Here is a 16,396-nt window from a genome sequence, read left to right as displayed (position 1 = left end):
CACCCGCAAAAAACAAAAAAGGCCCGGATCGCTCCGGGCCTTTCTGCAAGTCACTGTTGAAACCGATCAGCCGCCCGGCGCGAACGCCAGCGTACGCCGGGTGGTCACCGGTGCGCCCACCGGTTCAAACTTCCAGCGCTTGACCGCGTTGAGCGCCTCGCGGTCGAACACGCGCGACGGCGTGGCGCGCAGCACGCGGGCGTTGGTGACCGAGCCGTCGGTGCCAACGGTGATTTCCACCAGCACTTCGCCGGAGGTACCCGAACGCAATGCTTCGGCCGGGTAGCGCGGGGCCGGGGTGCTGACCGGACGCAGGCTCGGTGCCGCTGCCGCCGGGGTGGCGGCCTGGCGGGCCGCGGCGGCCTGCTGGGCGGCGGCGGTCTGCTGGCGCTGCTCGGCCTCGCGGCGGGCGCTGGCCTGGCGCTCGGCATCCTGGCGTTCGCCGTCGCGGCGCGCGGCGTCCTGCTGGGCGGCAATGGTGCGGGCCGCTTCGGCTTCGACCGCCTGCTGCTGGGCCAGGCGCTGCTGGTCGGCCAGCTGCTTGGTGCGATTCTCGGCGTCCTTCTTGACCTTGTCGGTCTCTTCCTGGGTGCGCTTGAGGGCGGTCTGCATGCCGCCGCTGATGCCCTGCTTCAGGCGCGGCAGGGCCGGTGCGGTGGCGTCCACCTTCTCGATCAGCGCGACCAGCCGCTGCGACTCGGCGAAGTCCTCACGGCCCAGGCTCTGTTCGGCGGCGATCAGGGTGTAGGGCAGCAGGTCGGTGAGCGCGCTCTTGACCGAGGCGTCATCCGGGGTCTTGTCGCGCAGCGCCAGGTAGTACTCGATGGCGTTGTCGCCGGCCGGGGCGTACATGCGGTTCTCGCGCAGGGCCTTGCTGGCCAGGTCGCGCAGTTCCTCGGTGCCCATCGACTGCACCTTGGCCGACACGGCAGGCGCTGCAACCGGTGCGGCAGCGGGGGCAGCGGCGGGCGCGGCCGGCGCCGGTTCGTCCTTGCCTGAACAGGCAGCCAGAGCGACCAGAAGGGCCAGCGGCGCCAGCCGGCGCAGCGTGGCAATCGTGTTGACGTGCGACATCCAACTCCCCTTTGAATACGACGGTACGTAAGGCCCGATGCGGTCAGGCTGGCCGAGGCCGATGGACGTTTCCCGGCGTCCACGGCGGTACTGCAGGTGTGCAATCTAGCATCACCCCGGCCAGCCAGGGGCCGGACGGCGAGGGCAGGCCGGCATCGTGACCGATGCCGGCGCTGCCCGGCAAGTGTCAGTGCGCCGACGCCTTGCTGGGCGTGCCGCTCATCAGCTTGTCGGTGTAGGCGATGCCGATGGCCGACAGGATGAAGGCGCAATGGATGATGGTCTGCCACATCACGCCGGTGGAGGTCATGGTGGTGCACTTGAACGCGGCTTCGGCGCTCGGGCCAATCGTCTTGATCGCGGTCTGCACGGCCAGGATGTAATCGGGACTGCTGCACAACGGCAGACCGTCCAGGTTGCCGGAGGCGATGAAGGTCTTGAGCAGGTGGATCGAGGAGATGCCGATGATCGACAGCGCCAGTTTCACCTTGAGCACGCTGGCATTGACGTGGCTGAGCCACTCCGGCTGGTCGGGGTGGTTCTCCAGGCGCAGGCGCGAGACGAAGGTTTCGTAACCGCCCACGATCACCATCACCAGCAGGTTGGAGATCATCACCACGTCGATCAGGCCCAGCACCAGCAGCATGATTTCCTGTTCGCCCATGGCATTGGCCTGGTGCAGCAGGTGCCACAACTCCTTGCCGAACAGGAACACGTAGACGCATTGGGCCAGGATCAGGCCCAGGTACAGCGGCAGCTGGAGCCAGCGCGAGGCGAAGATCAGGGAGGACAGGGGGCTGATGGGCCGGGGAGTGGGGCTCATGCTGGAATGCTGCGTTGCGGGAGACGCGGCAGGGTAACGGGTCCGCCGTGACCCTGCCACCCAACTGACGCACTAGACTCGGTGTTCCTCATCCGCGAGTGCTGTCGCCATGATCGATCTGTATTACTGGCCCACCCCCAATGGCCACAAAGTCACGCTGCTGCTGGAAGAGCTGGGCCTGCCGTACCAGATCAAGCCGGTCAACATCGGCGCCGGCGACCAGTTCAAGCCGGAATTCCTGGCCATCTCGCCCAACAACAAGATGCCCGCGCTGGTCGACCACCAGCCTGCCGATGGCGGCGCGCCGCAGAGCGTGTTCGAATCCGGTGAGATCCTGCTGTACCTAGCCGAGAAGACCGGTCGCTTCCTGCCGGCCGACAGCCGTGGCCGCGTGGCGGTGCTGGAGTGGCTGTTCTGGCAGATGGCCGGGCTGGGCCCGATGAGCGGGCAGATGGGCCATTTCAATGTGTACGCGCCCGAGCAGATTCCCTATGCCATCGAGCGCTACAACAATGAAGTGCGCCGCCTGCACGGGGTGATGGACAAGCGCCTGGCCAACAGTGCGTACCTGGGGGGCGAGGCTTACAGCATTGCCGACATGGCCAGCTACCCCTGGATTGGCGCATACGACAAGCTGCCCGTGGACTTTGCCGCCTTCCCGCACCTCAAGCGCTGGCATGATGCGATTGCCGCCCGCCCGGCCACCCAGCGCGCCTATGCGCTGCGCCAGCAGGTGAACCCCGATGCCGGCAAGCCGCTCAGCGACGCCGAGCGCAAACACCTGTTCGGCCAGCGCTGACAAACCCGGTAGCGCCGGGCTCTGCCCGGCTGTGCCCTGCCGCCGGAGCCCAAGGCAGCGGGGCAGAGCCCCGCTCTACGCAGGGGCGCGTCCCCATCCGTAGAGCCGGGCTCTGCCCGGCTGCGCCTTGCCGCCGAGCCCAAGGCAGCGGGGCAGAGCCCCGCTCTACGTGGGGGCGCGGTTCGGTCCGTAGCGCCGGGCTCTGCCCGGCTGCGCCCTGCCGCCAGAGCCCAGGCCGCCGGGCTCCGGCCGCGCCCGGGTAGAAGGTCATGCTGCCTTCCCGCACTGCCTTGGTTAGGATGGGGGCTGACCGTCCCATGCCTTCCTTGGCAACGGGCGGACCTGTCGCTTGCCGGAACCCTTCATGCGCCACCTGTTTGCCTCGCTCGCCCTCATGCTCGCTTCGACCACCATGGCCCACGCTGAAAAACTCACCCTGGAGGCCATCACCGGTCCGCTGCCGTTGTCCGGTCCGACCCTGATGAAACCCAAGGTGGCCCCGGATGGCTCGCAGGTGAGTTTCCTGCGCGGCAAGCAGGAAGACCGCAACCAGCTGGACCTGTGGAGCTTCGATATCGCCAGCGGCCAGACCCGGCTGCTGGTGGACTCCAAGGTGGTGCTGCCCGGCACCGAAACCCTCAGCGATGAAGAGAAGGCACGCCGCGAGCGCCAGCGCATCGCCGCGATGACCGGCATTGTCGATTACCAATGGTCGCCCGACGCCCACACCCTGCTGTTCCCGCTGGGCGGCGAGCTGTACCTGTATGACCTGTCCAAGCAAGGCACGGCCGCGGTGCGCCAGCTCACCCACGGGGAGGGCTTTGCCACCGACGCCAAGCTGTCGCCGAAGGGCGGCTTTGTCAGCTTCGTGCGCGCGCGCAACCTGTGGGTCATCGACCTGGCCAGCGGCCGCCAGATCCAGCTGACCCGCGATGGCAGCGACACCATCGGCAACGGCGTGGCCGAGTTCGTCGCCGACGAAGAGATGGACCGCCACACCGGTTACTGGTGGGCCCCGGACGATTCGGCGATCGCGTTTGCGCGTATCGACGAAAGCCCGGTGCCGGTGCAGAAGCGCTACGAAATGTACGCCGACCGTACCGAAATGATCGAACAGCGCTACCCCGCTGCCGGCGACCACAACGTCACCGTGACGCTGGCCGTGATTGCCCCCAAGGCCGATGCCTCGCCGCGCTGGGTCAACCTGGGGGCCGACCCGGACATCTATCTGGCGCGCGTGGACTGGCGCGATCCGCAACGGCTGACCTTCCAGCGCCAGTCGCGCGATCAGAAGCACCTGGCGCTGGTCCAGGTCGACTTGGCCAGCGGTAAGCAACACACGCTGGTCACCGAAACCTCCACGACCTGGGTGCCGCTGCACAACAGCCTGCGTTTCCTCACCCGGGGCGGCTTTGTGTGGTCGTCCGAGCGCAGCGGTTTCGAGCATCTCTACCGCATCTCCGATGACGGCAAGACCGTTACCGCGCTGACCGCCGGCAACTGGCCGGTGGACGAACTGCTGGCGGTGGACGAAGCGGCCGGCAAGGTCTACTTCCGGGCCGGTGTGGAGTCGCCGCGCGAGAGCCAGATCTATGCGGTGTCGCTGCAGGGTGGCACGCCGCAGCGTCTGTCCCAGGCACCGGGCATGCACAGCGCCAGCTTCGCGCGCAATGCCAGCGTGTACGTGGACAGCTGGTCCAACACCACCACCCCGCCGCAGATTTCGCTGCACCGCGCCGATGGCACGAAGATCGCCACGCTGGTGGAGAACAACCTGGCCGATCCGCAGCACCCGTATGCGCGTTACCTGGAGGCCCAGCGCCCGGTCGAGTTCGGCACCCTGAAGGCCGCCGACAACCGCACCGAACTGCACTACAGCCTGATCAAGCCAGCCGGTTTCGACCCGGCCAAGCGCTATCCGGTGGCGGTGTACGTGTACGGCGGGCCGGCCAGCCAGACCGTCACCAACAGCTGGCCTGGCCGCGGCGACCACCTGTTCAATCAGTACCTGGCCCAGCAGGGCTACGTGGTGTTCTCGCTGGACAACCGCGGCACCCCGCGCCGCGGTCGCGACTTCGGCGGCGCGCTGTACGGCGTGCAGGGCACGGTGGAAGTGGCCGACCAGCTGCGCGGCGTGGCCTGGCTGAAGCAGCAGCCGTGGGTGGACCCGGCGCGCATCGGCGTGCAGGGCTGGTCCAACGGCGGTTACATGACCCTGATGCTGCTGGCCAAGGCGTCGGACACCTACGCCTGCGGCGTGGCCGGCGCGCCGGTCACCGATTGGGGCCTGTACGACAGCCACTACACCGAGCGCTACATGAACCTGCCGGGCAACAACCCGAAGGGCTATGAAGAGGCCCGCGTGCTGACCCACATCGACGGCCTGCGATCGCGCCTGCTGCTGATCCACGGCATGGCCGACGACAACGTGCTGTTCACCAACTCCACCGCGCTGATGAGTGCGTTGCAGAAGCGTGGGCAGCCGTTCGAACTGATGACCTACCCGGGCGCCAAGCACGGTCTGTCGGGCAGCAACGCGCTGCACCGCTACCGCCTGGCCGAGGACTTCCTGGGGCGCTGCCTGGCACCGTAACTCTTGCGGTACACCGCATCACCGGCATAACAAGGAGGACGCCGATGAACCAGCCACCCCCGCTTCCCGGGGCGCGCCGTGCCGGCACCGGATGGTGGCGCCGACACTGGCGCTGGGCCATGCCGTTGGCCGTACTGTCGGCCAGCGCGGCGGCGGCGGCCGTGGTGTGGCTGGCGGTCACCCAATGGGCGCACTGGAGCCGCAGTAGCGAGCCCTACCAGGAAGCCATGCGCCGCGCGCGCTGCAGCGTGGAACTGGTGGCGGTACTGGGTGAGCCCATCGAAGACGGGTTCCTGCCCGCCGGCAGCATGCGTTCGGCGCCCGGTGGCGGTGGCCACAGCCAGTTCCTGGTGCACTTGAATGGTCCGCGCGGCCACGCGCGGATGTTCCTGCAGGCCACGCGCCAGCAGGGGGAATGGGACTACCCGATGCTGTACGTGCTGGCCGGGCAGTCCGAGCCGATCGACCTGACCGCACTGGACGACGCCGAGGCCGCGCAGGAATGTGCGCTGCGCGACTGCCGCGCGCGCGGCGACTGCCCCCTCACGGCGATGCTGTGAGTGCAGCGCCTGCTGCGGCGTCGGCCGCAGCAGGTCGGGCACAGGCGCCCGGCGGTGCGCCCACCATGACCCTTGGCCGATTGTCGGTACCGTCCTGACCGGGTAGGGTCGCAGGCATCCGTTCCCGGGAGTCGTGCATGAAGCCGCTTGTCCTTGCCGTTGCGTTGGCCCTTTCCGTTCCCGCTGCGCTGAGCGCACCCCCGGCCCTGGCCGCCAAGGCTGCCGCCGCCAAGGCGCCGTCCAGCCCGGCCTGGGTCACCCGCAGCAACCAGCTGGCGCAGATCCTGCTGGATGCGCAGGGCCCGTTCCAGCCGGAGGAAACCGGCTTCTTCGGCGTGCCCGGCTACGACGACAAGGTCGCCGATTTCGGCCCGGACAACGGCGCCCGCTACCGTGCGGCCATGGCCAAGGCACGCAGCGAACTGCAGGCCAAGCTGGCCACCGAGCGCGACCCGAACGTGCGCCAGGACCTGGCGATCATGATCGCCGCGGCCAGCCAGAACATCGAAGGCAGCGAGCTCAACGAGAAGTACCTGCTGCCGTGGACCGACACGCCGCAGACGGTGTTCAGCGGTATCAACATGCTGCTCTCCGACCAGGTATCGGCCGAGCGTCGCGCCAAGGCGCTCGATCGCCTGAAGGCCTACGCCGGCCTGGCCCCCGGCACCCAGCCGGTGACCACGCTGTCGCGCCAGCGCTATGAAGAGCGCCTGGCCGACAAGGGTCTGCTGCAACCGACAAAGATCGAGGTCGAGCAGTCGCTGGCCAACGTGGACACCTACATCGCCGGCATCGAACAGCTGTTCGGCAAGTACAAGGTGGCCGGCGCCGACGAGACGCTGAAGACGCTTGCCACCCAGCTGCGCGAGTACCGCGACTGGACCCGCAAGGACGTGCTGCCCAAGGCCCGTACCGACGCGCGCCTGCCCGAGCCGCTGTATGCCTACCAGCTCAAGCGCGTGGGCATCGACATCGCCCCGGCAGTGCTGATGCAGCGTGCGCAGCTGGAATTCATGGAAACCCGCTCGGCGATGCGCCAGCTGTCGCCACTGGTGGTGCAGGCCAAGGGCCTGAAGGTGACCGACCCTACCGATCCGGTGGCGGTGGTGCGCGCGCTGAAGGGCGACAAGATCGCCGACGACCAGCTGGAGCACCACTACCGCGGCGTGATCGATGCGATCGACCCGATCATCCGCCGCGAAAAAATCGTCGACGTGCCGCAGCGCCCGATGCAGATGCGCCTGGGCTCGGCCGCCGAAAGCGCGGCCTCGCCCGCCCCGCACTTCCTGCCGGCGCCGCTGGTGGGCAACACCGGCCAGCAGGGCACCTTCGTGCTGCCGCTGGGCAACCCGGCGGCAGGCGACAAGGCCGCGCAGTACGACGACTTCAACTTCGGTTCGGCGGCCTGGACGCTGAGCGCGCATGAAGGCCGCCCGGGCCACGAGCTGCAGTTCACCGCGATGGTCGAACGCGGCATCTCGCTGGCGCGCACCATGTTCGCCTTCAACTCGGTCAACGTCGAAGGCTGGGCGCTGTATGCCGAAGCGGAGATGGTGCCGTACGAGCCGCTGGACGGGCAGCTGATCGCGCTGCAGTTCCGCCTGCTGCGGGCCGCGCGCGCCATGCTCGACCCGATGCTCAACCTGGGCCTGATCGACCGTGCCAACGCCGAGCGCGTGCTGATCGACGAGGTCGGCCTGTCCAAGGCGATGGCCACGCAGGAACTGGACCGCTACATGGTGCGCATGCCCGGCCAGGCCGGCAGCTACTTCTACGGCTATACCCGGATCCTGGAACTGCGCATGCAGACCGAACTGGCGCTGGGCAAGCGTTTCGACCGGCTGGCCTTCAACAACTTCCTGCTCGACCAGGGTCTACTGCCGCCGGACCAGCTGGCGCAGGCGGTCAACGAGGTGTTCGTGCCGAAGTACAAGGCACCTGCAAAACGCTGACCTGGCAAATGCCGGTGGGCACCGACCGTTGGTCGGTGCGCCGTTGCGGGGCCGCCACGACCAACGGTCGTGGCCTACCGGTTACCGGGTCGGCGTGATCGTCTGCGTCGGCAGGCGCGCCGGTGCCGTGGGTGCGGCCGGGTTGGGTACCCAGATCGCCACGCCGGCCGCGCGCTTCTGCGTGGTCGGAATGCCGATGCCGACACCGCCGCCCACATGCGAGCCGTAGCTGCCGCCGCCCACCGACATGCCCACCGGCGAGCCGCTGGAGCCTACGCCCATCAGGATCACGCCGTTGGCGCCCAGGGCGGCCGCTTCACGCTTGAGCCGCATCACCGCCGCATCGGTCTGGCCCTGGGTGCCGAAACCAACCGCGCTGGACGATTCCAGCTGGGCGATTTCCACCGAGCCAGCCGGCGGGGTCGAATAGATCTGCACGCTGGCCGGGTCCACCGGCGCACGCGCCTGGCCCAGCATCACTTTGGACGTGCTGGCGCAACCGGCCACGGCCAGCAGTACGCCGAGTACGGCAATCGATCGGATGTTCATGCATCACCCCTGTTCGGTAGGGACCGGTGGTCCGTGGCGCGATCATCGGCGCTGGCAACTGAATCGGTGCCAACGTTCTGACTGCCACGCTAGCACCCTGCGGGTGATCGTCATGGCACTGCTGCGATGGCCGGCACAGATGCGCCGATGAACGCGTCAGGTTCGGCGCCGACGGCCCGGATCTGGGCTATGGTGGCGCCACCGTCATTCAAGGAGCCTGGCATGGGATTGATCAGTCTGTTGTGGGGCATCCTGGCCCTGCTGTGGATGGTGCTGGCGCTGATCCCGTTGCTGGGCTGGGGCAACTGGTTCCTGATCCCGTTCGCGGCGGTCGGTGCGGTCATCGCCGCGCTGGGCATCCTGTTCACCCACCCCAGCAAGCGCGGCCGGGCCTGGGCCGGGCTGGTGCTGAACGGCATCGTGGTGGTGGTGGGCATCGTCCGGCTGGGCCTGGGCGGCGGCATCATCTGAGCCGACCCGGCGGCTGCGGCCCGGGCTGCGACCATCGGTCGCAGCGGGCAGGCGCCCGCGTGCAGGGGCGTACAATCAGCCGCTGCCGGGGCGTTTGCGCCACTGGCCCACGTCTTTCCAGGCGCCATGTCCGCTTTCGATGATCATTCGTCCCCGCCCCCACGGCTGGCAATTGCTGTACATCCTGCGCGGCTCCATCGTTCCGGCGGTGGCGCCCAAGGTGCTGGCGATCCTGGTGCTGGCCATTGCCGTGGCCGCCTTCGCCGAGGTCTGGCACCCGCCGGGCATCGAACGCGTCTCGGTGGCGCCGTTCACCCTGCTCGGCCTGGTGCTGTCGATCTTCCTGAGCTTCCGCAACAACGCCTGCTTCGAGCGCTGGTGGGAAGGCCGCAAGTTGTGGGGCCAACTGGTCTACGAATCGCGCAGCCTGGCGCGGCTGTGCAGCGCCGTGCTGGCCGACGACGCGCCGCGCCGCGACCGGATCTGCCGGCTCGGGATCGGGTTTGCCCATGCGCTGGCGGCCAAGCTGCGCGGCGGTGACGCCGCGTTGGCCGCGCTGCCCTGGGTGGCCGAGCACGACCACGCCCGCTTCGGCGCGCGCCTCAACGCACCCGACCAGCTGCTGGCGATGATCGCCGCCGACCTGGCCGAACCGCTGCGTGCCGGCCAGCTCGACCCGATCCTGTACGCCCAGTTCGAAACGCGCCTGCACGCGATGTCCAGCATCCAGGCCGGCTGCGAGCGGATCCTGTCCACCCCGCTGCCGTTCGCCTACACCCTGCTGCTGCACCGCTGCGCGTGGATGTTCTGCGTGCTGCTGCCGTTCGGCCTGGCCAGTTCGCTGGGCTGGGCCACCCCGGTGGTGTCGGCGGTGCTGGCCTACGCCTTCTTCGGGTTGGACCAGTTGGGCGAGGAGATGGAAGAGCCGTTCGGGCTGGAGCCCAACGACCTGCCGCTGGATGCGCTGGTGCGCACCATCGAAATCGACCTGCTCGACAGCCTTGGCGTGGACCCGCTGCCCGCGCCGCTGCAACCGCATCGTTACCTGCTGCAGTAATCCTGCCGCGCCCCCCGCATACCGTTACGGAGCATCCCCATGGCCCACCCCGACTATCGCCCCCGCCGCATGCGCCACGACGAGTTCTCGCGTCGCCTGATGCGCGAGAACACGCTCACCACCGACGACCTGATCTACCCGGTGTTCGTGCATGAGCGGGAAGGCCGCGCGCCGGTGGCATCGATGCCGGGCGTGGAGCGCCTGTCCATCGACGAGCTGCTCAAGGTGGCCGAAGAGGCACTGGAGCTGGGCATCCCGGTGATCGACCTGTTCCCGGTGATCGACCCGGCCGGCAAGTCGCTGGATGCGGCCGCCGCATGGGACGAAAACGGCCTGGCACAGCGCGCCATCCGCGCGCTGAAGTCGCGCTTCCCCGAGCTGGGGGTGATGACCGACGTGGCACTGGACCCGTACACCACCCACGGCCAGGACGGCATCATCGATGACAAGGGCTACGTGCTCAACGACATCACCGTGGCCGCGCTGGTGAAGCAGTCGCTGTCGCACGCCGCCGCCGGCGTGGACATCATTTCGCCGTCGGACATGATGGACGGCCGCATCGGCGCCATCCGCCGCGCGCTGGATGCCGATGACCACGTCAACGTGCGCATCATGGCCTACTCGGCCAAGTACGCCTCGGCCTTCTACGGCCCGTTCCGCGACGCGGTGGGCAGCTCGGCCAGCCTGGGCAAGGCCGACAAGAAGACCTACCAGATGGACCCGGCCAACGGCGACGAGGCCATGCGCGAAATCGCACTGGACCTGGAAGAGGGCGCGGACATGGTGATGGTCAAGCCGGGCATGCCGTACCTGGACCTGGTGCGCCGGGTGAAGCAGCAGTTCGGCGTGCCGACCTTCGCCTACCAGGTCAGTGGCGAGTACGCGATGATGAAGGCCGCCTTCGCCAACGGCTGGCTGGACGAGCGCGCCTGCGTGCTGGAGTCGCTGATCGGGTTCAAGCGCGCCGGTGCCGATGGCGTGCTGACCTATTTCGCCCCGCAGGTGGCGCGTTGGCTGCGCGAACGCTGACAATACGCGCCACTACGCCGACAGGACGATGACGATGCAGACGATGGGATGGGTCCAATGGGTGACCTGGGGCACCGGAGTGGTGGTGTTCGCGGCGGTGATCGGGCTGGTCATCCGCGGCGTGCTGCGCGCGGCCAAGCGCCCGCCGGAACAGCCGTCCGCCGCCGCCCGGGTGGCGCGTGAGGCGCAGCTGTCGCCCGAACTGCAGGCGCAGCTGGCCGCGTTGAACCAGCGCAAGGACCACGGCGACATCAGCGAAGCGGAGTACGAACGGCAGCGCGCCGCGCTGCTGGCGTCGCGCTGACCGCATCGATTCCCCTTAGCGGCACGCACCGCCCGGTGCGGCCGGTGCCTTCATCCGGTACAGGTCCAGCCCGCCGGCACGCGGTGCGCGGGCCATGCCGGCCAGCACCAGCTCGCCCGGCTTGGCGGCATCCACCACCGGTGCGCCGGTCTGGCCATCGGCCGTGTTGAACGACAGCACCAGCGGCGTGGCCGGTTGGCGGTAGTCGCAGCCCACCACCCACACCTGCGCGTGCCCGCCGCTGACCCGGGTGAGGGCCAGTGCGCCGTCGTTGCCCAGCCACGCGCCCCCCAGTTCGTCGGCGGCGCTGTTGAGCGGGGCCGGCAGCGCGGCCACCGCGCCGAAGCCCTTGTCCTGCACGGCAGCCCGATACAGGTCGAAGCCGCCGTGGGTGCCGGTGCCATTGCGCGCGAACAGCAGCGCCTGGCCATCCGGGCGCAGGGCCGGGCGGCGCTCGTCGGCGGCGGTGTTGATCGTCACCGGCAGCGCCATCACCGGCCCGAAGCTGCCGTCGCCACGCACCGCCACGCTGTACAGGTCGAACCCGCCGCGCCCGCCACCGCGGTTGGAGGCGAAGTACAGCCAGCGCCCGTCGTGGCTGAAGTAGGGGTCGGTTTCATCGCTGCCGGTGTTCAACGCCAGCGGCGTCGGGTCCTGCCAGCGTCCATCGCGCAGTACCGCCTGCCACAGGTCCCAGCCGCCGGCGCGGTCGGAGGCCCACACGATGCGCTGGCCGTCCGGGGCTATCGTGGCCTGGGCCTCGTTGGCCTTGGTCGACACCACGCCCATGCCCTCGATGCCGAATTCGGAAAGCGCCATCGCCTGCGGCGTGGAGAGTAAACTGGCGCACAGCGCGAGCAGTGACAATGGAGTGCGCATAGCCGCTTCCGTTGGGGGTTTGCGTTCCATTCTAGGCCCGGAGCAGACACACCCATGACCGCCGATCGTTACGCCGTATTTGGCCAGCCCATCGCCCACTCGCAGTCGCCGCGCATCCACGCCGCGTTCGGCCGCCAGGAAGGCATCGCGCTGGACTACCGCGCCATCGAGGCCAGCCCGGACGCGTTCGCCGCCGCACTGGAGGCCTTCGCGGCCGAAGGCGGCGTGGGCGCCAACATCACCGCCCCGCACAAGGAAGCAGCGTTCGCGCTGTGCACCACGCTGACCTCGCGCGCGCGCCGCGCCGGCGCAGTCAACACCCTGCTGCGCAAGGGCGACCGCTGGCACGGCGACACCACCGATGGCATCGGCCTGGTGCGCGACCTCACCGACCGCCACGGCCTGGACCTGCGCGGCCGCCGCACCCTGCTGATCGGCGCGGGCGGATCGGCGCGCAGCGTCGCCCCGGCGCTGCTGGATGCCGGCATCCTGGAACTGGTGGTGGTCAACCGCACCCCCGAGCGCGCCGATGCGCTGATCGACGCCATGGGCGAACCCGGCCGCGCCATCACCCGCTACTGGGAAGACATCCGCGAGCTGGGCGACTTCGAACTGATCATCAACGCCACCTCGGCCGGGCGCGACCGCGCCAATGAATTCACCCTGCCGCTGGGGCTGGTCAACAGCATGACCACCGCGGTGGACCTCAACTACGGCGAGGCCGCCATCGGCTTCACCGCGTGGGCGCGGTCGGCCGGCTGCCGCAACGTGGTCGACGGGCTGGGCATGCTGGTCGAGCAGGCCGCCGAGAGCTTCCTGCAGTGGCATGCGGTGCGCCCGCAGACCGACCCGGTGTACACCGAGCTGCGCGCCGAGCACGCGTTGGCCGGCGAGGACTGAGCCGATGAACATGGAGCTGCTGATTTCCGTGCTGGGCATGACCGCCACGCGCCTGCCGATCCTGATTGCCCTGGCCGTCTCGGTGGTCTGGGTCATCGACACCCCGCGCACGGCCGTGCGTGACGTGGCGTTGTGGTCGCTGATCCTGCTGGCCGTGGCGACCGTGGCCGGGCTGGTGTTGAACCTGGTGCCGATGTGGATGGTGCAGCAGGGCAACTACGAGTCGATCCGCAGCCTGTCGATGTGGCTGGGCGTGGGCCACTTCGTGCTGGGCCTGCTCAATGCGGTCGGGGTGGTGCTGCTGGTGTGGGCCCTGACCCGCACGCTGCGTGCCCGCCACGCCACGGCGGCCGCTGGCTGAGGATCGGGCCGGCGTTCCGGCCCGACGTGCTGCGGGGTTTGCAGCAAAGGAATTCACACACAAGGAGGTGGACCGATGACGCTGTCTGATATGGGTGTGCTGTGGGGGCTGGTACTGCAGGGCGTGCTGTGGCTGGCCAGGCCGGGGGTGCTGATGCCGGTGCTGGGTCTGGTGGCGCTGGTGCTGCTGTTGCGGCGGCCCGCGCAGCCGGGGCGACGCCTTGGCCTATGGGCGGCGGGCGTGCTGCTGCTGGCTCCCGCAGTGGGGGTGCTGTGGGATGCCTCGCTGGTCATGCTGATGTCCTTCATCAGCAGTGAGGTGTCGCTGGGTCTGTTGCTGGGCGCCTTCGGCTGGGCCCGGACGCTGTTGCTTGCCGCTGCCGTGGTGCTGCTTGGCAGGGCACTGCGGCAGGCGCTGGCAGGCTCTGCAGGAGAAGGCGCATGAGTTCGCCGCTGTCGCTGTCCGGTCTGATGATGGTGGGGCCCATGCACATAGCGCAGCTGCTGCAGCACGTCACTGTGCTGGGGGTGGCGGTGCTGCTGCTGGTGACGTTGCGGCCGTTCGTGCGGCGCCGCGGCGGGCGCATCGGTCTGGTCGGTGCCGCGTTGCTGTTGGGCGGCGCGGCGCTGGACATCGTGCGGATCCTGCTGGCCCTGCTTTCCGGCAGTTCGGACGCCGTGGAGTCGCTGTACCTGGCACAGAGCACCGGGCTGATCGTGCTGGTCTGGGCCCTGCTGGCCGCGCTGCGTCGGCGCTGAGGTCCCGGCCATGCGTGTCCCCGGTTGCTCCGGCACCGGACCTGCATCCCGGATCTGAACCGGCGCGGAAATCCGCGCCGGTTCCGACCCTCCGCTCGTGAGAAAATACCCGCCGTGATCCAGGCAGGTAGCTCTTGGCGTGACCGAAAAAGTTGAAGCCCCGCGTGCGTTGAACGACGACATGAAGGCCGCCATCCGCGATGCCTACGCCAAGCTGCAGGCCAATACCCCCGGCTTCAGCACCCGGCGTTCGCAGAGCCAGATGATCGGCGTGGTCTCGCGTGCGCTGTCGCACAGCGGCGGCGTCGGCGTGGTCGAAGCCCCCACCGGCGTGGGCAAGTCGCTGGGCTACCTCACCGCCGGGGTGCCGATCGCGCTGGCCACCAAAAAGAAGCTGGTGATCAGCACCGGCACGGTGGCCCTGCAGTCGCAGCTGTTCGAGCGCGACATCCCCAACTTCCTCAAGGCCACCGGCATCGAGGCCACGGTGGCCCTGGCCAAGGGCCGCACGCGCTACCTGTGCACGCGCAATGCCGCCGAAGCACATGGCGATGGCGCCCAGGAGGGCATGTTCGAGGACGAGCAGCCGCTGTTCGACCGGCCGTTGGCGCCGATCGAGATGGACCTGGCGCAGAAGCTGAGCAAGGACTTTCTGGAAGGGCGCTGGAATGGCGACCTCGACAACGCCCCGGAGACCATCAGCAACACGCTGCGCTCGCGCATCACCACCCCGGCGTCCGGCTGCGCCGGGCGCAAGTGCGCCTATTCGGCGCAGTGCGCGGTGCTGCGCTCACGCAACACCGTGCGCGAGGCGCAGATCGTGGTCACCAACCACGCGCTGTTGTTGTCGGCGCTGTCCATCGGTGAAAGCGACAACGGCCAGCCGCTGATCGCGCCGCCCTCGGACATGCTGCTGGTGCTCGACGAAGGCCACCATATCGGCAGCGTGGCCATCGACCAGGGCGCGGCCAGCCTGGCCCTGGACGAGATGGCCAAGCGCACCGGCCGCCTGCAGGTGCTCATCGCCGCCTCCTACCGCGCGGTGGACAAGGACAAGCTGGGCAACCTGCTGCCCAACGAAGCCATTGAAGCGGCGGCCAAGGTCAGCAAGCAGCTCAAGGCGTTCCGCGACGTCATCGACCGCAGCTGGCGCCCGGACCCGGCCGCCCAGGAGCCGATGTGGCGCGCCCCGAACGGGCGCCTGCCGGACATCTGGATGGCCGACATCGAGGCCATCGCCGACGACACCCGCAGCCTGTTCAACTGGGCCCATGCCGCGCTGGCCCAGGTGGCCAAGGGGAAGCCCGAGGACGCCGCGCGCGAACGCCTGCAGCGCAACCTGGGCATGGCGCTGGAGATGATCGAGCAGCAGCACAACCTGTGGACGGCCTGGCGCCGCGAAGACAAGGAAGGCCAACCGCCGATGGCGCGCTGGATCACCCTGTCGCGCGACGGCGACCTGATCCTGCACGGGTCGCCGGTGTCGGCCGCGCACGTGCTGCGCAAGCTGCTGTGGGACGAAGTGGATTCGGTGGTGATGACCTCGGCCACGCTCACCGGCGGCGGCGATTTCCAGTCGCTGGCGATCGACAACGGCATTCCGGCCGAAGCCGAGATGGTGTCGCTGGCCTCGCCCTTCGACCTGCCCAACCAGGCCCAGCTGATCGTGCCCGCGTTCCCGGTCACCCCGGACGACCGCGAGCGCCACCCCAAGGAAGTGGCCAAGTACCTGGTCAAGGAACTGGATTGGGGCAAGGGCAGCATCGTGCTGTTCACCTCGCGCTGGAAGATGGAAAAGGTGGCCGAGCTGATGCCCGCCGCGCAGCGCAAGCTGATGCTGGTGCAGGGCGAGGGCGCCAAGCAGAAGATGATCGACGAACACCTGCGGCGCACCGCTGCCGGCGAAGGCTCGGTGCTGTTCGGGCTGAACTCGTTCGGCGAGGGCCTGGATCTGCCCGGCGAGGCGTGCACCACGGTGGTGATCACCCAGGTACCGTTCGCGGTGCCCACCGACCCGCAGACCTCCACGCTGAGCGAGTGGTTCGAAAGCCGTGGCCTGAACGCCTTCAACCTGATCGCGATCCCGCACGCGCTGCGCACGCTGACCCAGTTCTCCGGCCGCCTGATCCGCACGTCCACCGACACCGGCCGCGTGATCATCCTCGACTCGCGCCTGCTGACCCGCCGCTACGGCAAGCGCATCATCGACGCGTTGCCGCCGTTCAAGCGGGTGATCGGGTAGGAAACCGGTAGAGCCACGCCATGCGTGGCTGCACGGCGTGACCCA

The 16,396-nt window shown here is 68.9% G+C and carries 17 protein-coding genes; 13 read left to right on the top strand and 4 right to left on the bottom strand.

The annotated features are described in order from the left end of the window. Positions 1-66: 66 nt before the first annotated feature. On the bottom strand, positions 67-1,074 hold the full coding sequence (locus ACZ0AE_RS19365; protein ID WP_038685620.1) for an energy transducer TonB: 1,008 nt from the start codon (positions 1,072-1,074) through the stop codon (positions 67-69). A gap of 187 nt (positions 1,075-1,261) precedes the next feature. Then, complete coding sequence (locus ACZ0AE_RS19360) at positions 1,262-1,897, bottom strand: TIGR00645 family protein (protein WP_038685622.1); 636 nt, start codon at positions 1,895-1,897, stop codon at positions 1,262-1,264. A gap of 109 nt (positions 1,898-2,006) precedes the next feature. Between ACZ0AE_RS19360 and ACZ0AE_RS19355 the strand changes: the two genes are divergently transcribed. The 4 genes from ACZ0AE_RS19355 (at position 2,007) to ACZ0AE_RS19340 (ending at position 7,801) form a co-directional block, all read left to right on the top strand. Further along, positions 2,007-2,696: a glutathione S-transferase N-terminal domain-containing protein gene (locus tag ACZ0AE_RS19355; protein WP_463601925.1), complete on the top strand. Its 690-nt coding sequence runs from the start codon at positions 2,007-2,009 to the stop codon at positions 2,694-2,696. A gap of 364 nt (positions 2,697-3,060) precedes the next feature. Next, the gene (locus ACZ0AE_RS19350; RefSeq protein ID WP_463601924.1) at positions 3,061-5,289 is read left to right on the top strand and encodes a S9 family peptidase; all 2,229 of its coding nucleotides are present in this window, start codon (positions 3,061-3,063) and stop codon (positions 5,287-5,289) included. A gap of 119 nt (positions 5,290-5,408) precedes the next feature. Next, positions 5,409-5,849, top strand: coding sequence for a cytochrome c oxidase assembly factor Coa1 family protein (locus tag ACZ0AE_RS19345; RefSeq protein ID WP_244880158.1), 441 nt, complete (start codon positions 5,409-5,411; stop codon positions 5,847-5,849). A gap of 137 nt (positions 5,850-5,986) precedes the next feature. Next, the gene (locus ACZ0AE_RS19340) at positions 5,987-7,801 is read left to right on the top strand and encodes a DUF885 domain-containing protein (RefSeq protein ID WP_038685628.1); all 1,815 of its coding nucleotides are present in this window, start codon (positions 5,987-5,989) and stop codon (positions 7,799-7,801) included. 81 nt (positions 7,802-7,882) lie between these two features. Here ACZ0AE_RS19340 and ACZ0AE_RS19335 read toward each other — a convergent pair whose 3' ends face one another. Next, complete coding sequence (locus ACZ0AE_RS19335; protein ID WP_038685630.1) at positions 7,883-8,350, bottom strand: hypothetical protein; 468 nt, start codon at positions 8,348-8,350, stop codon at positions 7,883-7,885. A gap of 222 nt (positions 8,351-8,572) precedes the next feature. Here ACZ0AE_RS19335 and ACZ0AE_RS19330 point away from each other — a divergent pair, with 222 nt between their 5' ends. From ACZ0AE_RS19330 to ACZ0AE_RS19315, 4 genes are all read left to right on the top strand, one after another. Beyond that, the gene (locus ACZ0AE_RS19330) at positions 8,573-8,821 is read left to right on the top strand and encodes a hypothetical protein (RefSeq protein ID WP_038685632.1); all 249 of its coding nucleotides are present in this window, start codon (positions 8,573-8,575) and stop codon (positions 8,819-8,821) included. 139 nt (positions 8,822-8,960) lie between these two features. Continuing rightward, complete coding sequence (locus tag ACZ0AE_RS19325) at positions 8,961-9,878, top strand: bestrophin family protein (protein WP_463601923.1); 918 nt, start codon at positions 8,961-8,963, stop codon at positions 9,876-9,878. A 39-nt stretch (positions 9,879-9,917) separates the two neighbouring features. Next, the gene (gene hemB / locus ACZ0AE_RS19320) at positions 9,918-10,907 is read left to right on the top strand and encodes a porphobilinogen synthase (protein ID WP_038685636.1); all 990 of its coding nucleotides are present in this window, start codon (positions 9,918-9,920) and stop codon (positions 10,905-10,907) included. Between the two features lie 34 nt (positions 10,908-10,941). Further along, positions 10,942-11,211, top strand: a complete 270-nt coding sequence (locus ACZ0AE_RS19315; protein ID WP_038685638.1) for an SHOCT domain-containing protein — start codon at positions 10,942-10,944, stop codon at positions 11,209-11,211. 15 nt (positions 11,212-11,226) lie between these two features. Here the strand turns inward: ACZ0AE_RS19315 and ACZ0AE_RS19310 are convergent, their stop codons facing one another. Then, positions 11,227-12,090 (bottom strand): TolB family protein, encoded by an 864-nt coding sequence (locus tag ACZ0AE_RS19310; RefSeq protein WP_463601922.1) that lies wholly within the window; start codon positions 12,088-12,090, stop codon positions 11,227-11,229. A gap of 54 nt (positions 12,091-12,144) precedes the next feature. Between ACZ0AE_RS19310 and aroE the strand changes: the two genes are divergently transcribed. The 5 genes from aroE (at position 12,145) to dinG (ending at position 16,351) form a co-directional block, all read left to right on the top strand. Continuing rightward, the gene (gene aroE, locus ACZ0AE_RS19305; RefSeq protein WP_038685641.1) at positions 12,145-12,990 is read left to right on the top strand and encodes a shikimate dehydrogenase; all 846 of its coding nucleotides are present in this window, start codon (positions 12,145-12,147) and stop codon (positions 12,988-12,990) included. Positions 12,991-12,994: 4 nt separating this feature from the next. Further along, a complete protein-coding gene (locus ACZ0AE_RS19300; RefSeq protein WP_244880159.1) occupies positions 12,995-13,351 on the top strand; it encodes a hypothetical protein in 357 nt (118 codons plus the stop codon). Positions 13,352-13,426: 75 nt separating this feature from the next. Next, positions 13,427-13,795 carry a hypothetical protein gene (locus ACZ0AE_RS19295; protein WP_463601921.1) on the top strand — a complete coding sequence of 123 codons (369 nt, stop codon included), beginning with the start codon at positions 13,427-13,429 and terminating at the stop codon, positions 13,793-13,795. Continuing rightward, entirely contained in the window at positions 13,792-14,109 is a 318-nt protein-coding gene (locus tag ACZ0AE_RS19290) for a hypothetical protein (protein ID WP_463601920.1), read from the top strand. The genes ACZ0AE_RS19295 and ACZ0AE_RS19290 overlap by 4 nt, the downstream gene beginning before the upstream one ends. 181 nt (positions 14,110-14,290) lie before the next feature. Further along, positions 14,291-16,351, top strand: coding sequence for an ATP-dependent DNA helicase DinG (dinG, locus tag ACZ0AE_RS19285; protein ID WP_102100656.1), 2,061 nt, complete (start codon positions 14,291-14,293; stop codon positions 16,349-16,351). Positions 16,352-16,396: the final 45 nt, after the last annotated feature.

It is taken from the genome of Stenotrophomonas sp. AC248 (assembly GCF_979258185.1).
This window is presented reverse-complemented; position numbering and strand designations above follow the sequence as displayed.

Excerpts from the sequence above, each read along its gene's own strand:
- ACZ0AE_RS19355 (WP_463601925.1), top strand. The coding sequence starts at position 2,007 with ATGATCGATCTGTATTACTGGCCCACCCCCAATGGCCACAAAGTCACG.
- ACZ0AE_RS19340 (WP_038685628.1), top strand. The coding sequence starts at position 5,987 with ATGAAGCCGCTTGTCCTTGCCGTTGCGTTGGCCCTTTCCGTTCCCGCT.
- ACZ0AE_RS19315 (WP_038685638.1), top strand. The coding sequence starts at position 10,942 with ATGCAGACGATGGGATGGGTCCAATGGGTGACCTGGGGCACCGGAGTG.
- ACZ0AE_RS19325 (WP_463601923.1), top strand. The coding sequence starts at position 8,961 with ATGATCATTCGTCCCCGCCCCCACGGCTGGCAATTGCTGTACATCCTG.
- ACZ0AE_RS19350 (WP_463601924.1), top strand. The coding sequence starts at position 3,061 with ATGCGCCACCTGTTTGCCTCGCTCGCCCTCATGCTCGCTTCGACCACC.
- ACZ0AE_RS19295 (WP_463601921.1), top strand. The coding sequence starts at position 13,427 with ATGACGCTGTCTGATATGGGTGTGCTGTGGGGGCTGGTACTGCAGGGC.
- ACZ0AE_RS19345 (WP_244880158.1), top strand. The coding sequence starts at position 5,409 with ATGCCGTTGGCCGTACTGTCGGCCAGCGCGGCGGCGGCGGCCGTGGTG.
- ACZ0AE_RS19335 (WP_038685630.1), bottom strand. The coding sequence starts at position 8,350 with ATGAACATCCGATCGATTGCCGTACTCGGCGTACTGCTGGCCGTGGCC.
- ACZ0AE_RS19330 (WP_038685632.1), top strand. The coding sequence starts at position 8,573 with ATGGGATTGATCAGTCTGTTGTGGGGCATCCTGGCCCTGCTGTGGATG.
- ACZ0AE_RS19310 (WP_463601922.1), bottom strand. The coding sequence starts at position 12,090 with ATGCGCACTCCATTGTCACTGCTCGCGCTGTGCGCCAGTTTACTCTCC.
- dinG (WP_102100656.1), top strand. The coding sequence starts at position 14,291 with ATGAAGGCCGCCATCCGCGATGCCTACGCCAAGCTGCAGGCCAATACC.
- ACZ0AE_RS19300 (WP_244880159.1), top strand. The coding sequence starts at position 12,995 with ATGAACATGGAGCTGCTGATTTCCGTGCTGGGCATGACCGCCACGCGC.
- hemB (WP_038685636.1), top strand. The coding sequence starts at position 9,918 with ATGGCCCACCCCGACTATCGCCCCCGCCGCATGCGCCACGACGAGTTC.
- ACZ0AE_RS19365 (WP_038685620.1), bottom strand. The coding sequence starts at position 1,074 with ATGTCGCACGTCAACACGATTGCCACGCTGCGCCGGCTGGCGCCGCTG.
- aroE (WP_038685641.1), top strand. The coding sequence starts at position 12,145 with ATGACCGCCGATCGTTACGCCGTATTTGGCCAGCCCATCGCCCACTCG.
- ACZ0AE_RS19290 (WP_463601920.1), top strand. The coding sequence starts at position 13,792 with ATGAGTTCGCCGCTGTCGCTGTCCGGTCTGATGATGGTGGGGCCCATG.
- ACZ0AE_RS19360 (WP_038685622.1), bottom strand. The coding sequence starts at position 1,897 with ATGAGCCCCACTCCCCGGCCCATCAGCCCCCTGTCCTCCCTGATCTTC.